The sequence below is a fragment of the Burkholderia sp. WSM2232 genome, from assembly GCF_000472545.1.
GTDB lineage: Bacteria > Pseudomonadota > Gammaproteobacteria > Burkholderiales > Burkholderiaceae > Paraburkholderia.
This window is the reverse complement of sequence record NZ_AWZV01000012.1, coordinates 89,175-107,740: the sequence shown is the minus strand read 5'-3', so window position 1 is coordinate 107,740 and position 18,566 is coordinate 89,175. Positions and strand designations below refer to the sequence as shown.

The window sequence follows — 18,566 nt, the reverse complement described above, 5'->3', positions numbered from 1 at the left end:
GCATGCCGGAGCGCAGGCGCCGCTCGCGAAACCCGCGCTCCAGAAACCCGAATACCAAGCTCATAGACAGCTCACAGACGACTTCCATGCTTCGCCACCTCTCGATACGCGACTTCGTCATCGTCGCCGCGCTCGACCTCGAATTCGACAGCGGCTTTACCGTTTTCTCCGGCGAGACCGGCGCCGGCAAGTCGATCCTGATCGACGCACTGGCGCTCGCACTGGGTGCGCGCGCCGACGCGAGCGTCGTGCGGACCGGCGAGAGCCGCGCCGACATTACCGCCGAGTTCGACACGCACGCGCTCGTCGACCAGTGGCTCGACGAGCAGGCGCTGAGCGCCTCGGCAGCCGACGGCCAGCACGGCGGCACGGTGATGCTGCGCCGCGTGGTGGACGCAAATGGACGCTCCCGCGCGTTCATCAACGGCACGGCGGCGACACTCGCGCAACTGCGCGAGGTAGGCGAAATGCTGGTGGATATTCACGGCCAGCACGCGCACCAGTTGCTGATGCGGCCGGACGCGCAGCGCGAACTCTTCGACACGCACGCGGGCCTCACCGAGCTTTCCGCGAGCGTCACGCGGGCGTGGCGCACATGGCGCGAGAAGGCGCAGGCGGTCGAGCATGCGCAAACGCGCGACCGCGAGTTGCAACTGGAACGCGAGCGGCTCGCCTGGCAGCTTGCCGAGCTGGAGAAGCTCGCGCCGCAGCCGGGCGAATGGGAAGAAGTCAACTCGGAGCACCGGCGGCTCTCCCATTCGGCCAATCTGATAGACGGGGTGCAAGGCGCGCTGAACGCGCTCTCCGAATCGGACGAGGCAATGATCACGCATCTCGCGTCGATCGTCTCGAAAGTGCGCGATCTGGCGGAAATCGACCCGGCCCTGAACGATGTGCTTGCCGCGCTCGAACCCGCCGAGATCCAACTGCAGGAAGCCGCGTATTCGCTCAGCCATTACGCACAGAAGCTCGAACTCGACCCCGACCGGCTCGCGCAAGTCGAAAAGCGCCTCGACGCGTTGCATTCGGCGGCACGCAAGTTCCGCCTGCAACCGGAGACACTGCCCGAGGAACACGAAACGCGCCGCGCGCAACTGGCCGCGCTCGACGCCGCCGCGGATCTCGACAGCCTGCACGCAGCCGAAGCCCGCGCGCGCGAGGACTTCCTCGCTGAAGCGAAGAAGCTTTCGAAGGCGCGCGCCAAGGCCGGCAAGGCGCTAGGCGCCGCGGTCACCACGGGCATGCAGGAACTGTCGATGAAAGGCGGCAGTTTCGAAGTGGCGCTCGTGCCCCTGCCCGAAGGCGGCGCGCATGGGCTGGAGCAGGTCGAGTTCCGCGTCGCCGGTCATGCGGGCGTGCCGCTGCGGCCGTTGGCGAAAGTCGCCTCCGGCGGCGAACTGGCGCGTATCAGCCTCGCGCTCGCCGTGATCGCAAGTGCCGCGAGCCCGACGCCCACGCTGATCTTCGACGAAGTGGATACCGGAATCGGCGGCGGCGTGGCGGAAGTAGTCGGACGGCTGTTACATCAGCTCGGCGAGGCCCGCCAGGTGCTTTGCGTGACGCATTTGCCGCAGGTCGCCGCGCGCGGCGATCACCATTTCCAGGTCGCCAAGACCGGCAACGGCAAGGGCGGAACGGTGAGCAGCGTGGTGTCGCTCGACAAGGCAAGCCGCGTGGAAGAAGTCGCGCGCATGCTGGGCGGTCTGGAGATCACGCCGACCACCCGCAAGCACGCGAAGGAAATGCTCGCCGCCTAGGCGGCGCGGGGCTGGTCGCCGAACACCCGCTCCCACAGGCCGAGCACGGCATCGCGCTCGGCTGCCACCAGCGCCGGTTCCACGCGTGCCTTCTCCATTCCGTCGAGCCGCAGCTTGTGCTGCAGCTTGCGGTAAGTGCGATAGGCGGCGCCCACCGTTTCCGCTTCGGCCTCGCTCATCAGCCCGAGGCGCGACACCTCGCGCAACAGCGCAATGTTCCCCGTATTGCGGATCAGCTCGGGATCGCGCGCCGCGTGCAACAGCACCCAGTACTGCACAGCGAATTCGATGTCCACCATGCCACCCCGATCGTGCTTCAGGTCGAACAGCGTCGTATGGTTCGGATGCCCGGCTTCGACGCGCTCGCGCATCTCGACGATCTCGCGCGCTAGTTGCGCGGCGTCGCGCGGCGTGGTCAGCACCTGTTCGCGAATCGCCTCGAACTGCGCGCCGATCTGCGCGTCGCCGGCGCAGTAACGCGCGCGCGTCAGCGCCTGGTGCTCCCACACCCACGCGGTGTTGGCCGCGTCGCCCTCGCGCAACTGATAGCGGCGAAACGCGTCCAGATCGGTGACGAGCAGGCCCGACTCGCCATTCGGCCGCAGCCGCAGGTCGATGTCGAACAGGGTGCCCGCGCCGGTCGCGGTCGTAAGCCATGTGATCAGCCGGCGCGTGTAGGTGGAATAGATGTCCGAAGCGGCGTCGTCTGGATCGTCGTAGAGAAAGATGACGTCGAGGTCCGACGCATAGCCCAGTTCCTTGCCGCCCAGCTTGCCGTAGGCAATCACCGCGAAGCGCGGCGCGTCGCGATGGCGCTTGGGCAACTGGTTCCACACAGCTTCGAGCGTGACGTCGAGCACCGCGTCGGCGAGTTCGGACAGGCGGTCGCTTACGTGCTCGACGCTGAGCTTGCCGGCGAGATCGATCAGCAGGATACGGAACACCTCCGCCTGGTGCGCGTGACGCAGCAGGTCCATCTGCTGCTCGACGCCGTCCGCCGCGGCAAGCCGCAAGCGCAGCGTGCGTTTGAACTCGGGCCAGTCGAACGGCGTGTTGAGTGCTTCGTCGTCGAGCAGTTCGTCGAGTAGTTGTGGATGGCGGATCAGATAACCCGCCGCCCAGCGCGACGCACCGAGCACCGACAACACGCGGTGCAGCGCTTGCGGATATTCGTTCAGTAGCGCGAGGTATGCGCCGCGCCGGCCCACCGCTTCGAGCAGGTCGAACAGACGCGCGAGCGTGTCGCCGCGGCGCTCGGGCGGCTCCAACGTGCGCCCGGCTTCGAGCGCGCGCTGCGCGACCGTGTCGAAGCGCTGCCGGCTGCGCTCGGCGAGCCCCGCATAGCGCGACGACTGCCAGACGCCGCGCAGCCGCGCGAGCAGATCGGCGGGCTCGGCAACGCCCAGTTCGACGAGGCGCGCGCGCAGTGCGTCTTCCGCGCTGTCGTCCGCGAGCGCGCTGCTCCACACCCACACCGCCGCGCCGTCTTCGGGCGCGCCGCAGCCGTCGCGGCCGCTCACCTTGTCGGCAAAAATCTGGTCGAACTGTTGTTCCACGAACTCGCGATGCGCGTCGAGCCGCGCGAGCAGCATCGGATAGTCGTCGCAACCCATCGCGTGCGCGAGCGCCGCGCGTTCTTCTCGATCGACGGGAATGGCATGCGTTTGCGCGTCGTTTCGATATTGCAGACGGTGTTCGAGCTCGCGCAAGAAGCGATACGCCTGCGACAGCTTCTCGCACACCGACGTGTCGATCAGCCCGTGCGCCGCCGCATGCCGCAGGACGGCGAGCGTCGCCCGCACCCGGAAGCCGGCGTCCTGGCCGCCGCGAATCAGTTGAAAGACCTGCGCGCTGAATTCGATTTCGCGGATGCCGCCGCGCCCGAGCTTGATGTCGTCAGCCTTGTCGGGGCGCATCGACGCGCGGCGCTGCGCCTCCTGGCGAATCTGCAGATGCAGCGCGCGAATCGCGCTGATGACGCCGTAGTCGAGATAACGGCGATAGATGAACGGCGTGACGATAGCACCGAGCTGTTTCTGCAGGCGCTGCGCCGACTCGCTCGTGCCTTCCGAAACCAGCCGCCCTTTGATCCACGCATAGCGCTCCCACTCGCGGCCCTGCACGTAGAAATATTCCTCGAGCATGCCGAGACTGCAAACCAGCGGTCCCGAATCGCCGTTCGGCCGCAGGCGCATGTCCACCCGAAACACATAGCCGTCGGCGGTCACTTCGGCTAGCGCGCCGATCAGGCGCTTGCCGAGGCGCGTGAAAAAGTCCTGCGTGGCGATGGGCGCGCGCTGTCCGCCCGCCGTCTCGCCGTCGTCTTCATAAATGAAGATCAGGTCGATGTCCGAGGACACGTTCAGCTCGCGCCCGCCAAGCTTGCCCATGCCGACGACGCCCAACGTGAGCCGCTCGCCCTGCGGGCCGCGCGGCTCGCCAAAGAGCGCTTCGAGCTCGGCCGAAAGCACCGTGAGCGAGCGCTGGATCGCAGTTTCGGCGAGATCGGTCATCGCGCCGGTTACTTCGGCGACGTCCGCCTTGCCGGCCAGATCGCGCTCCATCACCGCGCAGAAAACCTCGGTGCGCAACTGACGCAGCGCACGTTTGAGCCCGTCCTCGGTCAGCGGTGCGCCAGGCCCGCCGGCAGCCTGCGCGCAGAGCGCGTCGAAGCGCGTGTCGATGCGCTCGCGCGTCAGCGAACCGGACGCAAGTTCCGCCACCTGCGCGGCGAGTTGCGGACGTGCTGCCACGGCGCGCGCCGCGTAGTGCGAATAGCTGGAACTCAGCAGTGTGGCGTGGGTCATCAAAAGTCTGGCTCGCTCGTTGCTTGATTGGCATGAACCGGCATCACCGGCTCGTCGCACGACGACTGGCGGCACGCCGGTGCCGGCCGTGCAGCGGCGCGCAGACAGGGTTTCACGAAGTCCTGTCGACGCTTTCCTGTGTGTTACATTTCGTCGTTAACTCGCAAAACTACCATACGCCCACCCGCCGCAGCATGTCCGAGCGAAACGAATCCGCCGACCCGCAGGAAACCGGGCAGGCCCGGCCTGTGAGCGGAAGCGACCATGTCGTGCTGCGCCGGACTCTTCACGCCGTTCTCGCGCTTGCGCTTGTCCTGTATTTCATCGCGGCGGGACTCTTTCTCGGCTTGCGTTATGTGGTGCTGCCGCGCGCCGACGCGTTCCGTCCGCGCATCGAGGCAACCGTCTCCGACAAGCTGCATGCACAGTTCAGCATCGGCAAACTCGCGCCGCACTGGAGCGGCTTCCAGCCAGGGCTCGACATCACGAATCTGGTGATTCGCGACCGCGAAGGCAAACCCGCACTCACTATCCCGCACGCCACCGCAACGCTGTCGTGGCGTTCGCTGTGGCAGTTTCGTCCCGTGCTCTCGAGTCTGATCGTCGACCAGCCCGACGTGCTGATCGCGCGCGGCAGCGACGGCGTGCTGTCGGTTGCCGGCGTGCCGGTGCCGACACGTCATAGCGGCAACGACACATTGTCGACGTGGCTCATGCGCCAGCAGGCGATCGTGGTGCGCGGCGGCGTGCTGCGCTGGCGCGACGCCCAGCGCGACGCGCCCGAACTCGCGTTGCGCGATATCCGCATTGCGATTCTCAACGACGGCTACGACCACCGCCTCGCGCTTCAGGCGCCGCCGGACGGCCATCTGCTGCGCGGCCCGCTGGACTTCCGCACGCATTTCCGGCACGCGCCGCTTGCCGCCATCGGCAAGCCCGTGAACTGGAAAGGGCAAGCCTATGTGTCGACGGGACCGGTCGACCTGCCCACGCTCGCGCGCTACATCAAATTCCCGATCGAGACGTTTGCAGGCCGCATCGACAACGCAATCTGGGTTGATTTCGCCGACGGCCGCATGAGTTCGGCAAGCGGCCAGATGAGCGGCGCCGAGGTCGCCTTGCGCGTGCGGCCCACGCAGCCCAAGCTGCTGCTGCCGGTGGCCAGTTTCGGCTGGCGCGTGGAGGGTCAGCAAGGCGACTACAAACTGCAACTGAACGACCTGCGCGCCGAACTCGGCCAGCCACCGCTCGAGGACGGCACGCCGCTCACGCGCACGCTCGCGTTCCGCACGCTGGACGGCCACTACCGGGTGGCCTCGCAGCAGCACGGCCAGCTCATCAGCGTGTCGGGCGACCGCGTCGACCTGGGCATTCTCGCGGAATTCAGCCGCGCGCTGCCGCTGCCGCGGCGGCTCCTCAATAACCTCGTGCGCTATAACCCACGCGGGCTCGTCGCCAACTATGTGATCGAAGTGGAGCGCGCGAAGCCGGAGTCGGGCGAGCCCGGCGGCGACCGGCACGGCACGGGCGCCGAGCCCATCGAGCGTTACCGCTTCAAGGGCGATCTCCAAGGCATCAGCGTCGCCGCGCAGGAACCGCCACCTGGGCTGACCGCTCGCAACCACCCACGCGCGGGCATTCCGGGCATCGAAAACCTGTGGGGCAGCGTGGATGCCGATCAGCACCGCGGCACCGCCACGCTCGACACCAGCAACGTCGCGATCACGCTGCCAGGTGTGTTCGACGATCCGCGCCTGCTACTCGACCGCCTGCATGGCCGCGCCGACTGGACCATCTCGCCGAAGGCGCCCGGTGAAAACCACCCGGCGTTCACGGTCAAGCTGGCCGACTTCGGCGTCTCGAACGCGGACGTGGCGGCCACCGCAAGCGCCGACTACAGCAACCCCGGCCACGGCCGCGGCTCGCTCGACCTCACAGCCGACTTCGAGCGCGCGCAGGTGTCGCGCATCGTCCGCTATCTGCCGACCAGCATCAGCGAGAAACTGCGCATCTATCTCGGTCACGGCCTGCAGGCGGGCATGTCGCGCGGCGCGAAGATCGAAGTGCACGGCGATCTGACCAAATTCCCGTACTCGCGCGATCCCGAAGCGGGCATCTTCCATATCGTCGCGCCGTTCAAAGGCGGCAAGTTCGACCCGACGCCCTACCCCCCGCGCAACATGCGCAACGGCACGCCGAACGTGTGGCCGCCGCTCGACGGCATCGACGGCGTGTTCGAAATCAGGCAGAACGTGCTGCGCTTCGACATCGACCGGGCGCGCTACAAGCGGGTTGCGCTGCGCAGCGTGAATGGCCGGATCGACGACCTCGGCACGCGCGAGTCCAGTCTCGTCATCAAGGGCGACGGCCTGGGTCCGCTCGCCGACATGCTCGACTACGTGAACGAAAGCTCGCTCGGCATCATGGCGAAGCATCAGACCGAGAAGATTCGCGCTGAAGGGCCGGCCTCGCTCGCGCTCAAACTGACGGTACCGCGCACGCCCAAGCCGCACATCGGCGTGGAAGGCGCGCTCGGCTTCCAGAACAACCGTTTGAGCGTGGAGAATGTGCCGCCGCTCTCGCAAGTCAAGGGCAAGGTGCGCTTTACGGAACGCAGTGCGCAGACTGAGCGGCTCACCGCGCGGTTTCTCGGCGGCGACCTGCGCGCGAGCGGCGGTCTCAGGCAGGACGGCACTTACGCGCTCGACGTGGACGGCCACATCGCGGTCGATGCCGCACGCGGCCTCGATCTGCACGGCCCGGCGGCGCAGGTGCTCACGCGCATGAGCGGCAGCGCGCCGTATGCGCTCAGCGTGCATGGCGCCAAGGGCAAGCTGCCGCAAGTAACTGCGAACTCCGATCTGACCGGGCTCGCGCTCGACTTCCCCGCGCCGTTCAACAAGCCGGTGGGCGCGCCGATGCCGCTGCGCCTCGCCGCCGGCCCGTCCACGGTGGCAGGCGAAAGCGGGCTCGAGCGTGCCGAGCTGAATTTTGGCCCGATCGCCGCGCGCTATCTGCTGCACTATGAGCCGAAAAGCCCGCCGACGGTGGTGCGCGGCGCAATCGGCGTCAACCGGCCGGCTGACCTGCCGTCAGAAGGCGTGATCGCCGCGGTCGACGTGGACGCCTTCGACGCCGACGCCTGGCGAGCACTGATCACGCAGTTGCGCAGCAACGAAGCGCCCGCGGCCCCCGCCGCGCCGGCCGCGCCCGCGGCGCCGAACCCGACCGTCGCGCAGTTCCTGCCGAGCCGCTTTGCGCTGCACATCGGCACCTTGACGCTGCTCAAGCGCCACTGGGAGAGCGTGATCGTCGGCGCTTCCCACGCGGACGGCAAATGGCAGGCGAACATCGCCTCCAATCAGGTGTCCGGCCACGTCTCGTGGCTGCCCGGCGCAAACAAGGCATCGCCCGGCACGCTGCAGGCGCGCTTTGCGCGCGTCGTGATTCCGTCGGTCGCGGACAAGGACCTGCTCGGCCAGGCCATGTCGGCACCGGTGCAGAACATGCCGTCGATCGATCTCGTCGTCAGCGAATTGATTGTGCGCGACCGCAATATCGGCCGGCTCGAAGTCGCCGCGCACAACTTCAACGAAGACGGCGTGCCGGTCTGGCAACTCGACAAGCTGGACATAACGAACCCGTCGGCCACACTCACGGCGACGGCGAACTGGCGCACCTCCACCGAACTCGGCAACGCCGCCGACGAAACCACCCCGCGGCGCACCGTGTTCGATTTCAAGCTCGACATCAAGGACGCGGGCGGGCTGCTCGAGCGCTTCGGCCAGCCGCGCACGCTGAAGGCGGGCAGCGGCACGCTGTCCGGCAAGATGGTGTGGCGAGGCGGCCCGACGGCAATCGACTATCCGACGCTCAACGGCAATCTCGCCGTGGACCTGCGCCACGGACAAATTCTCAAGGTCGATCCAGGCGTCGCCAAGCTGCTTGGCGTGCTCAGTCTGCAAAGCCTCGCGCGCTTCGCCACACTCAATTTCCGCGACGTGATCGGCGAAGGTCTTCCCTTCGAACATGTGACGGGCACCGCGCAGGTCCGCAACGGCATCGGCCGCACGGATAACTTCGAAATGGTGACCGCGCCGGCGCGTGCCCAGATGAAGGGCTCCGTCGACCTTGCGCAGGAAACGCAGGACCTGCATGTGCAGATCGTGCCGACCGTCAGCGCGGGCGCAGCGGTCGTCGCGGCTGCCGTGGTGAATCCGCTGCTCGGCCTCGGCGCGCTGGTGGCGGATCTGGCGTTCAGCAAATCGGTGTCGCATGCGTTCGCGCGCGAGTACGCGATTACCGGCTCGTGGTCGAAACCGCACATCGAGCGGGTCAAGAGCGATCGGGGTAAGATGGACGCTCCAGCTTCGACCGCCGGCGCCAACTGAGCGGCGAGCCAGGCTCTCCGGGCGATTGCGCCGGAATTGCGCTGCGGCGGGGCGAAAGCCGCGCGGTCGGGGCAGCGCTCGGCGGCCCGGCGCATACATGGCCGCTTTTCTGGTGCAGCGCGTGGCGCGGTGCCGGCGGCTTGGGTCTGCCCTGAACGACACAGGCGGCGCCAATTGTTGCGCCGCCGTCCTGCCGGGAGTTTTCCGAAACGCTCATGAGCGAAACACACGTCTCTTCAACTTCAATCTCCGCCGCTGCGCCGCGTGCCGCGCAGTCAGAGTCTGCGGGCGGCGAGCACAGCGCCTTGCGCGTAGCCGCGCTGCAAATGGTGAGCACGCCGGAGCCCGAACGCAATCTGGCCGAGGCCGAACGCCTGATGGCCGAAGCGGCGGCGGACGGCGCGCAGCTCGTTCTGCTGCCCGAGTACTTCTGCTTCATGGGCTTCAAGGACACCGACAAGCTCGCGGTGCGCGAGGCTTATGGCGACGGCCCGATCCAGCGTTTTCTCGCGGATGCCGCGCGCCGCCACAAGCTGTGGGTGATCGGCGGGACGCTGCCGATCGCCGCGCCCGAGCCGTCGCGCGTGCTCAACACCACACTGGTGTTCGACCCGCAAGGCAACGAGGCCGCGCGCTACGACAAAATCCACCTGTTCAACTTCGAAAAGGGCGAGGAATCGTTCGACGAGGCGCGCACCATCTGCCCCGGCGGCGAAGTCCGCACCTTCCAGTCGCCGTTCGGGCGCGTGGGCTTATCGGTCTGCTACGATTTACGCTTTCCCGAGTTGTATCGGCGCATGGGCGATTGCGCGCTGATGGTGGTGCCCTCGGCGTTCACTTACACGACGGGCCGCGCGCATTGGGAAATGCTGCTGCGCGCTCGCGCCGTCGAAAACCAGTGCTACGTGCTGGCCGCGGCGCAAGGCGGCAAGCATGAGAACGGCCGCCGCACCTGGGGCCACAGCATGCTGATCGACCCGTGGGGCGAAATCGTCGCGGTGCGCGACGAGGGCGCCGGCGTGGTCGCGGGTACGCTGGAGCGCGCCCGCATCGACGAAGTGCGGCAGAGCCTGCCGGCCTGGCGTCATCGGGTGCTGGGCTAGCAACAGAGATTGAAACTGCGGCCTGCCTCACTCATATAGTGACGGTGGCGCCAACCGAACCCTTCGTATCGAGCAGAACATACTTCGCATGAACATCATCGAACCCGGTATCCGTAATCTCGCCACCGCCAAGGACATCCTCCTCGCGCCCTACGGTCTCGACGAATCCCTGCTCACCCGCACACTCGCCGAAATCTTCACGCATCGGGTCGACTATGCCGACCTGTATTTCCAGGCGACTCGCAGCGAAGCCTGGAGTCTCGAAGAAGGCATCGTGAAGTCGGGCAGTTTCAGCATCGACCAGGGCGTGGGCGTTCGCGCCGTGTCGGGCGACCGCACGGCTTTCGCCTATTCCGACGACCTCTCGCCGGAGGCCATCCGCCAGGCGGCCATCGCCACACGCGCGATCGCCAAGGCCGGCGGCGGCAAGCAGAAGATCAAGGTGGCCTCGTCGCTGACAGGCATTGCCGGGCGCGATCTGTACCTGCCCGCCGATCCGCTGCATTCGCTCGACGCAACCGCCAAGGTCAAGCTGCTGGAGCGCATCGAACACATGGCACGCGGCCGCGACCGGCGCATCCAGCAGGTCATGGCGGGCCTCGCGGGCGAATACGACGTCGTGCTGGTTGCGCGCAGCGACGGCGGCTTCGCGGCCGACATCCGCCCGCTGGTGCGGGTCTCCGTCACGGTGATCGCGGAGCAGAACGGCCGCCGCGAGGTGGGCAGCGGCGGCGGCGGCGGCCGCTTCGACTACAGCTACTTCACCGACGAAGTGCTGTCGCGCTATGTCGACGACGCGGTGCACGCGGCGCTCGTGAATCTGGAAGCGCGCCCGGCGCCGGCCGGCGCGATGACGGTGGTGCTCGGCCCGGGCTGGCCGGGCGTGCTGCTGCACGAAGCGATCGGCCACGGCCTCGAAGGCGACTTCAACCGTAAGGGGTCGTCCGCATTCGCGGGACGCATTGGCGAGCAGGTCGCGGCGAAAGGCGTGACGGTCGTCGACGACGGCACGCTGCCGAACCGCCGCGGCTCGCTCAATATCGACGACGAAGGCAACCCGACCCAGTGCACGACGCTGATCGAAGACGGAATTCTGAAGGGTTACATTCAGGACACGCTCAACGCACGGCTGATGAAAATGCCGGTCACAGGCAACGCGCGCCGCGAATCGTACGCGGCGCTGCCGATGCCGCGCATGACCAACACGTACATGCTGAACGGCGACAAGGATCCGCAGGAGATCATCCAGTCGGTCAAGAACGGCCTGTACGCGGTGAATTTCGGCGGCGGCCAGGTCGACATTACGAACGGGAAATTCGTGTTCTCGGCCTCCGAGGCCTACATGATCGAGAACGGCAAGGTCACCTACCCGGTCAAGGGTGCGACGCTGATCGGCAGCGGCCCCGAATCGCTGAAGTTCGTGAGCATGATCGGCAATGACATGAAGCTGGACTCGGGCGTCGGCGTGTGCGGCAAGGAAGGCCAGAGCGTGCCGGTGGGCGTGGGCCAGCCAACGCTGCGCATCGACCGGATGACCGTGGGCGGCACGGCCTGAACCTGAGACCTCCGCATGCTTCGCGCACGAAAACGGCGAAGCATGCGGATTTCCCGCATTTTTCCCGCATCCCGCTTGCCAACCGAGCTTGCCCGGGTTATAAAGTCATTCACCTTTTTTGACCAGCGACTCTCTTTCGCCATGTCCGCCAAGTTTTACTTTTACTTTTTCTGGTATCTCAGACCGCTGGCGGATCGAGAGGGGTGTTAGCGCACGCAGAACACCGAGAATTCCCGAAAAACCGCCAGCGAGTCTGGCGGTTTTTTTTCGCCCCGAGTCTTTGCACATCGAGTTTTTGAACATTCCGTCTTGCACGCGCCGCCCGCGCAAACACGCTACGAACCGAACGAGGAAAACAATATGCCCCCGCACAACACCGACGATGTCCGTATTCGAGAATTGAAAGAACTCACTCCCCCGGCACACCTGATCCGCGAGTTCGCGTGCGGCGAAGCCGTCTCCGACCTGATCTACAACTCGCGCACCGCGATGCATCGCATTCTGCACGGCATGGACGACCGCCTGATCGTGATTATCGGCCCGTGCTCGATTCACGACACCAAAGCGGCAATGGAATACGCAAGGCGTCTCGTCGAACAGCGCAAGCGTTTTGCGGGCGAACTGGAAGTTGTGATGCGCGTGTACTTCGAAAAGCCTCGCACGACGGTCGGCTGGAAGGGTCTCATCAACGATCCGCACATGGACAACAGCTTCAAGATCAACGAAGGCTTGCGCACCGCGCGCGGACTGCTGTTGCGCATCAACGAACTGGGTCTGCCGGCCGGCACCGAGTACCTCGACATGATCAGCCCGCAGTACATTGCCGATCTGATTTCGTGGGGTGCGATCGGCGCACGGACCACGGAGTCGCAGGTGCACCGTGAACTCGCTTCGGGACTGTCGTGCCCGGTCGGCTTCAAGAACGGCACGGACGGCAACGTCAAGATTGCCGTCGACGCGATCAAGGCCGCCTCGCAGCCGCACCACTTCCTGTCGGTCACGAAGAGCGGGCATTCGGCGATCGTGTCGACGGCCGGCAACGAGGACTGCCACATCATTCTGCGCGGCGGCAAAGCGCCGAACTACGACGCGGACAGCGTGAACGCGGCGTGCTCGGACATCGGCAAGGCCGGACTCGCCGCGCGTCTGATGATCGACGCGAGCCACGCGAACAGCTCGAAGAAGCACGAGAACCAGATTCCGGTGTGCGCCGACATCGGCCGCCAGATTGCTTCGGGCGACGAAAGAATCGTCGGCGTGATGGTGGAATCGCATTTGGTGGCAGGCCGCCAGGATTTGCAGGAAGGCTGCGCACTGACGTATGGCCAGAGCGTGACGGACGCATGCATTGGCTGGGACGAGAGCGTCGCCGTGCTGGAAGGCCTCGCCGACTCGGTCAAGCAGCGACGCGTGGCGCGCGGAAGCGGTAACTGAGCCGCGCATCGCCGCATCTCGACGACGCGGTCTTGCTGCACGAAGTATGTAAAAACCCGGCTCGGTGAGCCGGGTTTTTTTGTCTGGCTGGCCGAACGGACGAATGTTGCGGTAGACGGCCGCCATGTACCTAACAGCTTATCGCCGGCTGGCAGACGAGTTGGCCGGACGCGAGATTACTAACCCGCGCCCGTTTCACCGGCGCGACTTACTCCACCGTACCCGAACCGAACACTTCGGTGTGAATCCGCGCCGGATCGACGCCGAGCGTCGTCAGTGCATCGCGTTGCGCGCGCATGAAGGGCACGGGGCCACAGATGTAGTAATCCGCGTCCGGCACAATTACGCGGTCCGCGATCTTCGCCACATCCAGACGACCTTCGAAATCGTAGTCGACGCCCTGCCGGTCGGCCGCCTCCACGGCTTCATAGAACACCACGCGCTTCACGTTCGGATGCGCGGCCACGGTCTCGTTGAGCCACTCGCGAAACGCATGCACGCGGCCGTTGCGGCAAGCGTGCACGAAGCTCACGCTGCGCTCGCTGTTGTCGGCAAGCAGCGTCGAGAGCATGGAGGTCATCGGCGTGACGCCCACGCCGCCGCTCATCAACACGAGCGGCGTGCTCTTCTTGCGGTCGAGCGTAAAGTCGCCCATCGGCGCGCTCACATGTACGACAGTGCCCTCTTCCACATCGGCGTGGAGCAGATTCGACACATGGCCGGGCGCCGCATCTTCGCGACCGTCTTCGCGCTTGACAGAAATGCGCAGCCACTTGCCATGCGGCGCATCCGACAGGCTGTACTGGCGCGGCTGGTCCACACCGAGCTTGTCGACAAAGCGCGTCACACTGACGTACTGGCCCGGTTCGAAGCCGCACGCTGCAGCGCCGTCGGCCGGAGTCAGGTAGAAAGACGTGATTTCGTCGCTCTCCACCTGCTTGCGCGCCACCTTGAACGGGCGGAAGCCGCTCCACGCCGCGCCCTCATAAAGCTTCGCCTCAGTGCCGACGAAAATGTTCGCGAGCTGCCCGTAAGCGACTTCCCATGCGTCGAGCGTCGGCTGATCGACCGCGTCGCCAAGCACGTCGACGATCGCGCCCAGCAGATGGCGACCGACAATCGGATAGTGTTCGGGGCGGATGTTCAGGCTCGCGTGCTTGTTGGCGATTCGCGAGACAGCGGGCCCCAGCGCGCCGAGATTGTCGATGTTGGCCGCGTACGCATACACTGCGCGAGCGAGCGTTTCCGGCTGGTTGCCGCTTTGCTGATGCGTCTGATTGAACAGGTTTTTCAGTTCCGGATGGTGCGCGAACATGCGCTTGTAGAAATGCCTGGTGATGGTCGTGCCATGTTCGGCGAGTACGGGAACTGTTGCTTTGACGCGAGCAATCTGATCGGCGGTAAGGGCGGTCATCTGTACTTCTCCTTAAAGATGCGCATAAGATACATCTTTAAGATTACAGTTTCGCTCAGACAGATTGTCGCAGGCGGAACCTGCCTCGTGCACGCCTACGCCAAGCGCATCCACCGCCTAGGCGTGGCCGCGATCATGCTGCCAGAGGGCGTCGGTGCCGCCGTCAGCGCGATTGAGTACGCGCGCAAGCACAAAGAGCAAGTCTGACAGACGGTTCACATATTGACGGGGCGCCGCGTTGAGCGCTTCCTGTTCGCCGAGCGCGACGATCGCCCGCTCGGCGCGGCGGCAGACGGTGCGGCAGACGTGCGCGAGCGACGCCGCCCGCGAGCCGCCCGGCAAGATGAATTCCTTGAGCGGAGGCAAGGCCGCGTTGTGCTCGGCAAGCCAGCCGTCGAGTTGGGCAAGGTGGCGCTCGGTGATCATGGTGTGGCCGGGAATGCAAAGCTCGCCGCCGAGATCGAACAGGTCGTGTTGGATTGCCAGCAACGCGGCCCGCACGTCCTCCGGCAGGGTTTCGCACAACAGCACGCCCAGATTCGAGTTAAGTTCGTCCACGTCGCCGATTGCGGCAATGCGTGCGCTGTCTTTGCGCACGCGCCGGCCATCGCCGAGGCCGGTGGTGCCGTCGTCGCCGGTACGCGTGGCAATCTTGCTCAGGCGGTTACCCATGATGTCTTCCCATTCGATCGGTGATGATGCGGGCGCCGTTCGGCTTTTCAGGCGCGCCAGGCGAGAGGGCAGTCGGCGCGCACCGAGGCTTGACCATACGCCGCGTGTGCCACGCGGTGACCATCTTGCGCGCATCCGCCGCTCGCCGCCATTATAGGAGCGACGGGCGAGCCCCCTCGGAGGCGCAGGGGTGCAGTACGAGTTGCGCTGAACCAAGCATCGCTCACAAGCGATCGGCGTAGAATGAAACACCTGCTGCAAAGCGCTTTGCAACGCTTCGCCAGGAATTCGCAGGGAGTATTTTCAGGTGACCAGAGTAAGCGCCAAAGCGCTAACTCTGGTCGATAACGGAGACATGCGTGAATAACCTCGTTACGCCGGCCCCGCTGCGCCGGCCGTTCCCCTCCGAGCTGCTCAGCGCGCTTACCGACGCCTTCGGCGAACGCGTGTCCATCGCGCAAGCCGTGCGCGAGCACCACGGCCGCGACGAATCGCCGTTCGACCCGCAACTGCCCGACGCCGTCGTCTTCGCGCGCAACACCGAAGAGGTCCAGACCGTCGTCCGGCTCTGCGGCCAGTACAACGTGCCGATCATCCCCTACGGCAACGGCTCCTCGCTTGAAGGGCACTTGCTCGCCGTGCAGGGCGGTGTATCCATCGATCTGTCGGAAATGAACCGCGTGCTGTCGATCGACGCTGAAGATCTGACAGTCACTGTCGAGCCCGGCATCTCGCGCAAGCAGCTGAACGAGGCGCTGCGCGACACGGGCCTGTTCTTTCCCATCGATCCTGGCGCGGATGCCAGCATCGGCGGCATGTCGGCGACGCGTGCGTCCGGTACAAATGCGGTGCGCTACGGCACGATGCGCGAGAACGTCCTCGGGCTAACCGTCGTGCTGGCCGACGGACGCGTCATCAAAACCGGAACGCGGGCGCGCAAGTCATCCGCGGGTTACGACCTCACGCGGCTTTTCGTCGGCTCGGAAGGCACGCTCGGCGTCATCACGGAAATCACCGTGCGTCTGTACCCGCAGCCGGAAGCGGTGTCCGCCGCGGTCTGCGCGTTTCCGTCGATGGGCGATGCGGTGCGCGCCGTCATCGAAACGATTCAGATCGGCGTGCCGATCGCCCGCGTCGAATTCGTCGACGCGCTCGCGATCCGCTCCATCAACCGGCATTCGAACCTGACGCTGCGCGAGGCGCCCACGCTGTTCTTCGAGTTCCACGGCACCGAAGCCGGCGTCCAGGAACAGGCCGAACTCGTGCAGGAACTCGCCGGGCAGAACGGCGGCGAAGGCTTCGAATGGGCGACGCGGCCGGAAGATCGCAGCCGTCTGTGGAACGCGCGTCACAACGCCTATTTCGCCATGCTGCAATTGAAGCCGGGTTGCCGCGCCGTCACTACCGACGTCTGCGTGCCGATCTCGCGCCTCGCGCAATGCGTCGTCGAAACGGAGCAGGACCTGAAGGACTCGCCGCTGCCCTGCCCCATCGTAGGCCATGTCGGCGACGGCAATTTCCACGTCGCAATTCTGATCGATCCGAACAAGCCGGAGGAACTGGCCGAGGCCGAGCGTCTGAACCATCGCATCGTGCAGCGCGCATTGCGCATGGACGGCACCTGTACCGGCGAGCACGGCGTGGGCCTGCACAAGATGAGCTTTCTGCTGGAAGAACACGGCGATGTCGCGGTCGACACAATGCGCTCGATCAAACATGCGCTGGACCCGCACAATCTGATGAACCCAGGCAAGATTTTCAGCTGGGCGGCATGATCTGCGAGGCCGTGCATCGCCGAGGCAGGATCAGGGGTAACTGAGCAGCAAGCGAGCGGGTTGGACCGCCACGGCGGCCCCCTGCAACGCCCGCGCCAACGAGCGATGGGCGAAAGGCAAGAGGAGACGATGCACATGAACGCACCCGCCGAACTGACGGCCGAAGTTCTCGCAGAACGCCAGCGCGAAGTCGTGCAGGCGTTGATGGCGGTACTTCCGAACCACTGTCTGCTGTATCGCGAAGAAGACACCGTCGCCTACGACTGCGACGGCCTCGCGGCATATCGCCGTCTACCGCTTGCCGTCGCTCTGCCGGAAACCGAATCGCAGGTGCAGCGCATCGTGCAGATTTGTCATCGCCTCGGCGTGCCGATCGTGCCGCGCGGCGCGGGCACCGGCCTTTCCGGCGGCGCTATGCCGATTCGTCACGGCGTGGTCGTGTCACTCGCGCGCTTCAGAAAGATCATCGAAGTCGACTCCTACGCGCGGACCGCCACGGTGCAGCCGGGCGTGCGCAATCTGTCGATCTCGGAAGCGGCCGCCCCTTACGGCCTGTACTACGCCCCTGACCCGTCGTCGCAGATTGCCTGCACGATCGGCGGCAACGTTTCCGAGAATTCGGGCGGCGTGCACTGCCTGAAATACGGCCTCACCGTGCACAACGTGCTGCGCGTGCGCGCCGTGACCATGGAAGGCGAGATCGTCGAATTCGGTTCGCTCGGACCGGACGCGCCCGGCCTCGACCTGCTTGCGGTTCTGATCGGCAGCGAAGGCATGTTTGCAATCGTCACCGAGGTCACCGTCAAGCTGATACCCAAACCGCAAACGGCGCAGGTCATCATGGCAAGTTTCGACGACGTCGTGAAAGGCGGCGATGCCGTCGCCGGCATCGTCGCGGCGGGCATCATTCCGGCGGGTCTCGAAATGATGGACAAGCCCGCCACGCGCGCCGTGGAAGAGTTCGTGCACGCCGGCTACGACCTCGACGCGGCGGCGATCCTGCTGTGCGAATCCGACGGCACGCCCGAGGAAGTCGCCGACGAGATCGTGCGCATGACCGCGGTGCTGCGCGAGCACGGCGCGACCCGCATCCAGATCTCGCGCACGGAAAACGAGCGGCTGCGCTTCTGGTCCGGCCGCAAGAACGCGTTCCCGGCCGCGGGCCGCATTTCGCCCGACTACTACTGCATGGACGGCACCGTGCCGCGCCGCAGTATCGGACCACTGCTGTCGCGCATCGAAGCAATGGAAAAGAAGTACGGACTGCGCTGCATCAACGTGTTTCATGCGGGCGACGGCAACATGCATCCGCTCATTCTTTTCAACGGCAACGACCGGGACGAATGGCACCGCGCCGAAGCATTCGGCTCGGACATTCTCGAAGCGTGCGTCGAGCTGGGCGGCACGGTGACGGGTGAGCACGGCGTCGGCATCGAAAAGATCAACTCGATGTGCGTGCAGTTCTCGCCGGAAGAGCGCGACGCGTTTCACGCCGTCAAACGCGCTTTCGATCCGCCCGGCCTGCTGAATCCGGACAAGGGAATCCCCACCCGGGCGCGCTGCGCCGAATACGGCAGGATGCATGTGCGCGGCGGTCTGCTGCCGCATCCGGAGCTGCCGCGCTTCTAGCGTCACGCATCGCGCATAGCCCGTCGCGA

11 protein-coding genes are annotated in these 18,566 nt (G+C 65.8%); 7 read left to right on the top strand and 4 right to left on the bottom strand.

All coding sequences use genetic code 11. The annotated features are described in order from the left end of the window. Positions 1–86 precede the first annotated feature (86 nt). On the top strand, positions 87–1,757 hold the full coding sequence (recN, locus tag F757_RS0112790; RefSeq protein ID WP_027211731.1) for a DNA repair protein RecN: 1,671 nt from the start codon (positions 87–89) through the stop codon (positions 1,755–1,757). Here recN and glnE read toward each other — a convergent pair. Next, on the bottom strand, positions 1,754–4,564 hold the full coding sequence (gene glnE / locus F757_RS0112785; protein WP_027211730.1) for a bifunctional [glutamate--ammonia ligase]-adenylyl-L-tyrosine phosphorylase/[glutamate--ammonia-ligase] adenylyltransferase: 2,811 nt from the start codon (positions 4,562–4,564) through the stop codon (positions 1,754–1,756). The genes recN and glnE overlap by 4 nt on opposite strands. Before the next feature lie 194 nt (positions 4,565–4,758). Between glnE and F757_RS0112780 the strand changes: the two genes are divergently transcribed. The 3 genes from F757_RS0112780 to tldD all read left to right on the top strand — a co-directional run bounded on the left by F757_RS0112780 (position 4,759) and on the right by tldD (position 11,613). Beyond that, positions 4,759–8,955: a YhdP family protein gene (locus F757_RS0112780; protein ID WP_027211729.1), complete on the top strand. Its 4,197-nt coding sequence runs from the start codon at positions 4,759–4,761 to the stop codon at positions 8,953–8,955. Positions 8,956–9,170: 215 nt separating this feature from the next. After that, positions 9,171–10,058: a carbon-nitrogen hydrolase family protein gene (locus F757_RS0112775; RefSeq protein ID WP_027211728.1), complete on the top strand. Its 888-nt coding sequence runs from the start codon at positions 9,171–9,173 to the stop codon at positions 10,056–10,058. Positions 10,059–10,146: 88 nt separating this feature from the next. Next, on the top strand, positions 10,147–11,613 hold the full coding sequence (tldD, locus tag F757_RS0112770) for a metalloprotease TldD (protein ID WP_027211727.1): 1,467 nt from the start codon (positions 10,147–10,149) through the stop codon (positions 11,611–11,613). A 105-nt stretch (positions 11,614–11,718) separates the two neighbouring features. On the opposite strand, the gene F757_RS35775 is transcribed toward tldD, so the two are convergent. After that, positions 11,719–11,916, bottom strand: a complete 198-nt coding sequence (locus F757_RS35775; protein WP_156923604.1) for a hypothetical protein — start codon at positions 11,914–11,916, stop codon at positions 11,719–11,721. A gap of 57 nt (positions 11,917–11,973) precedes the next feature. Here F757_RS35775 and aroG point away from each other — a divergent pair, with 57 nt between their 5' ends. After that, positions 11,974–13,047 (top strand): 3-deoxy-7-phosphoheptulonate synthase AroG, encoded by a 1,074-nt coding sequence (gene aroG, locus F757_RS0112765; protein WP_027211726.1) that lies wholly within the window; start codon positions 11,974–11,976, stop codon positions 13,045–13,047. Between the two features lie 208 nt (positions 13,048–13,255). Here aroG and hmpA read toward each other — a convergent pair whose 3' ends face one another. Both hmpA and F757_RS0112755 read right to left on the bottom strand, forming a co-directional pair. After that, positions 13,256–14,461: an NO-inducible flavohemoprotein gene (gene hmpA / locus F757_RS0112760; protein ID WP_027211725.1), complete on the bottom strand. Its 1,206-nt coding sequence runs from the start codon at positions 14,459–14,461 to the stop codon at positions 13,256–13,258. Positions 14,462–14,578: 117 nt separating this feature from the next. Next, on the bottom strand, positions 14,579–15,133 hold the full coding sequence (locus F757_RS0112755) for a cob(I)yrinic acid a,c-diamide adenosyltransferase (RefSeq protein WP_027211724.1): 555 nt from the start codon (positions 15,131–15,133) through the stop codon (positions 14,579–14,581). Between the two features lie 359 nt (positions 15,134–15,492). Between F757_RS0112755 and F757_RS0112750 the strand changes: the two genes are divergently transcribed. Further along, positions 15,493–16,908, top strand: coding sequence for an FAD-binding oxidoreductase (locus tag F757_RS0112750; RefSeq protein ID WP_027211723.1), 1,416 nt, complete (start codon positions 15,493–15,495; stop codon positions 16,906–16,908). A gap of 135 nt (positions 16,909–17,043) precedes the next feature. Next, a complete protein-coding gene (locus tag F757_RS0112745) occupies positions 17,044–18,537 on the top strand; it encodes an FAD-linked oxidase C-terminal domain-containing protein (RefSeq protein WP_027211722.1) in 1,494 nt (497 codons plus the stop codon). Positions 18,538–18,566: the final 29 nt, after the last annotated feature.

Bases quoted from the DNA above. Each gene is read 5' to 3' on its own strand.
- recN (WP_027211731.1), top strand. From the start codon at position 87: ATGCTTCGCCACCTCTCGATACGCGACTTCGTCATCGTCGCCGCGCTC.
- glnE (WP_027211730.1), bottom strand. From the start codon at position 4,564: ATGACCCACGCCACACTGCTGAGTTCCAGCTATTCGCACTACGCGGCG.
- F757_RS0112780 (WP_027211729.1), top strand. From the start codon at position 4,759: ATGTCCGAGCGAAACGAATCCGCCGACCCGCAGGAAACCGGGCAGGCC.
- F757_RS0112775 (WP_027211728.1), top strand. From the start codon at position 9,171: ATGAGCGAAACACACGTCTCTTCAACTTCAATCTCCGCCGCTGCGCCG.
- tldD (WP_027211727.1), top strand. From the start codon at position 10,147: ATGAACATCATCGAACCCGGTATCCGTAATCTCGCCACCGCCAAGGAC.
- F757_RS35775 (WP_156923604.1), bottom strand. From the start codon at position 11,916: ATGTTCAAAAACTCGATGTGCAAAGACTCGGGGCGAAAAAAAACCGCC.
- aroG (WP_027211726.1), top strand. From the start codon at position 11,974: ATGCCCCCGCACAACACCGACGATGTCCGTATTCGAGAATTGAAAGAA.
- hmpA (WP_027211725.1), bottom strand. From the start codon at position 14,461: ATGACCGCCCTTACCGCCGATCAGATTGCTCGCGTCAAAGCAACAGTT.
- F757_RS0112755 (WP_027211724.1), bottom strand. From the start codon at position 15,133: ATGGGTAACCGCCTGAGCAAGATTGCCACGCGTACCGGCGACGACGGC.
- F757_RS0112745 (WP_027211722.1), top strand. From the start codon at position 17,044: ATGAACGCACCCGCCGAACTGACGGCCGAAGTTCTCGCAGAACGCCAG.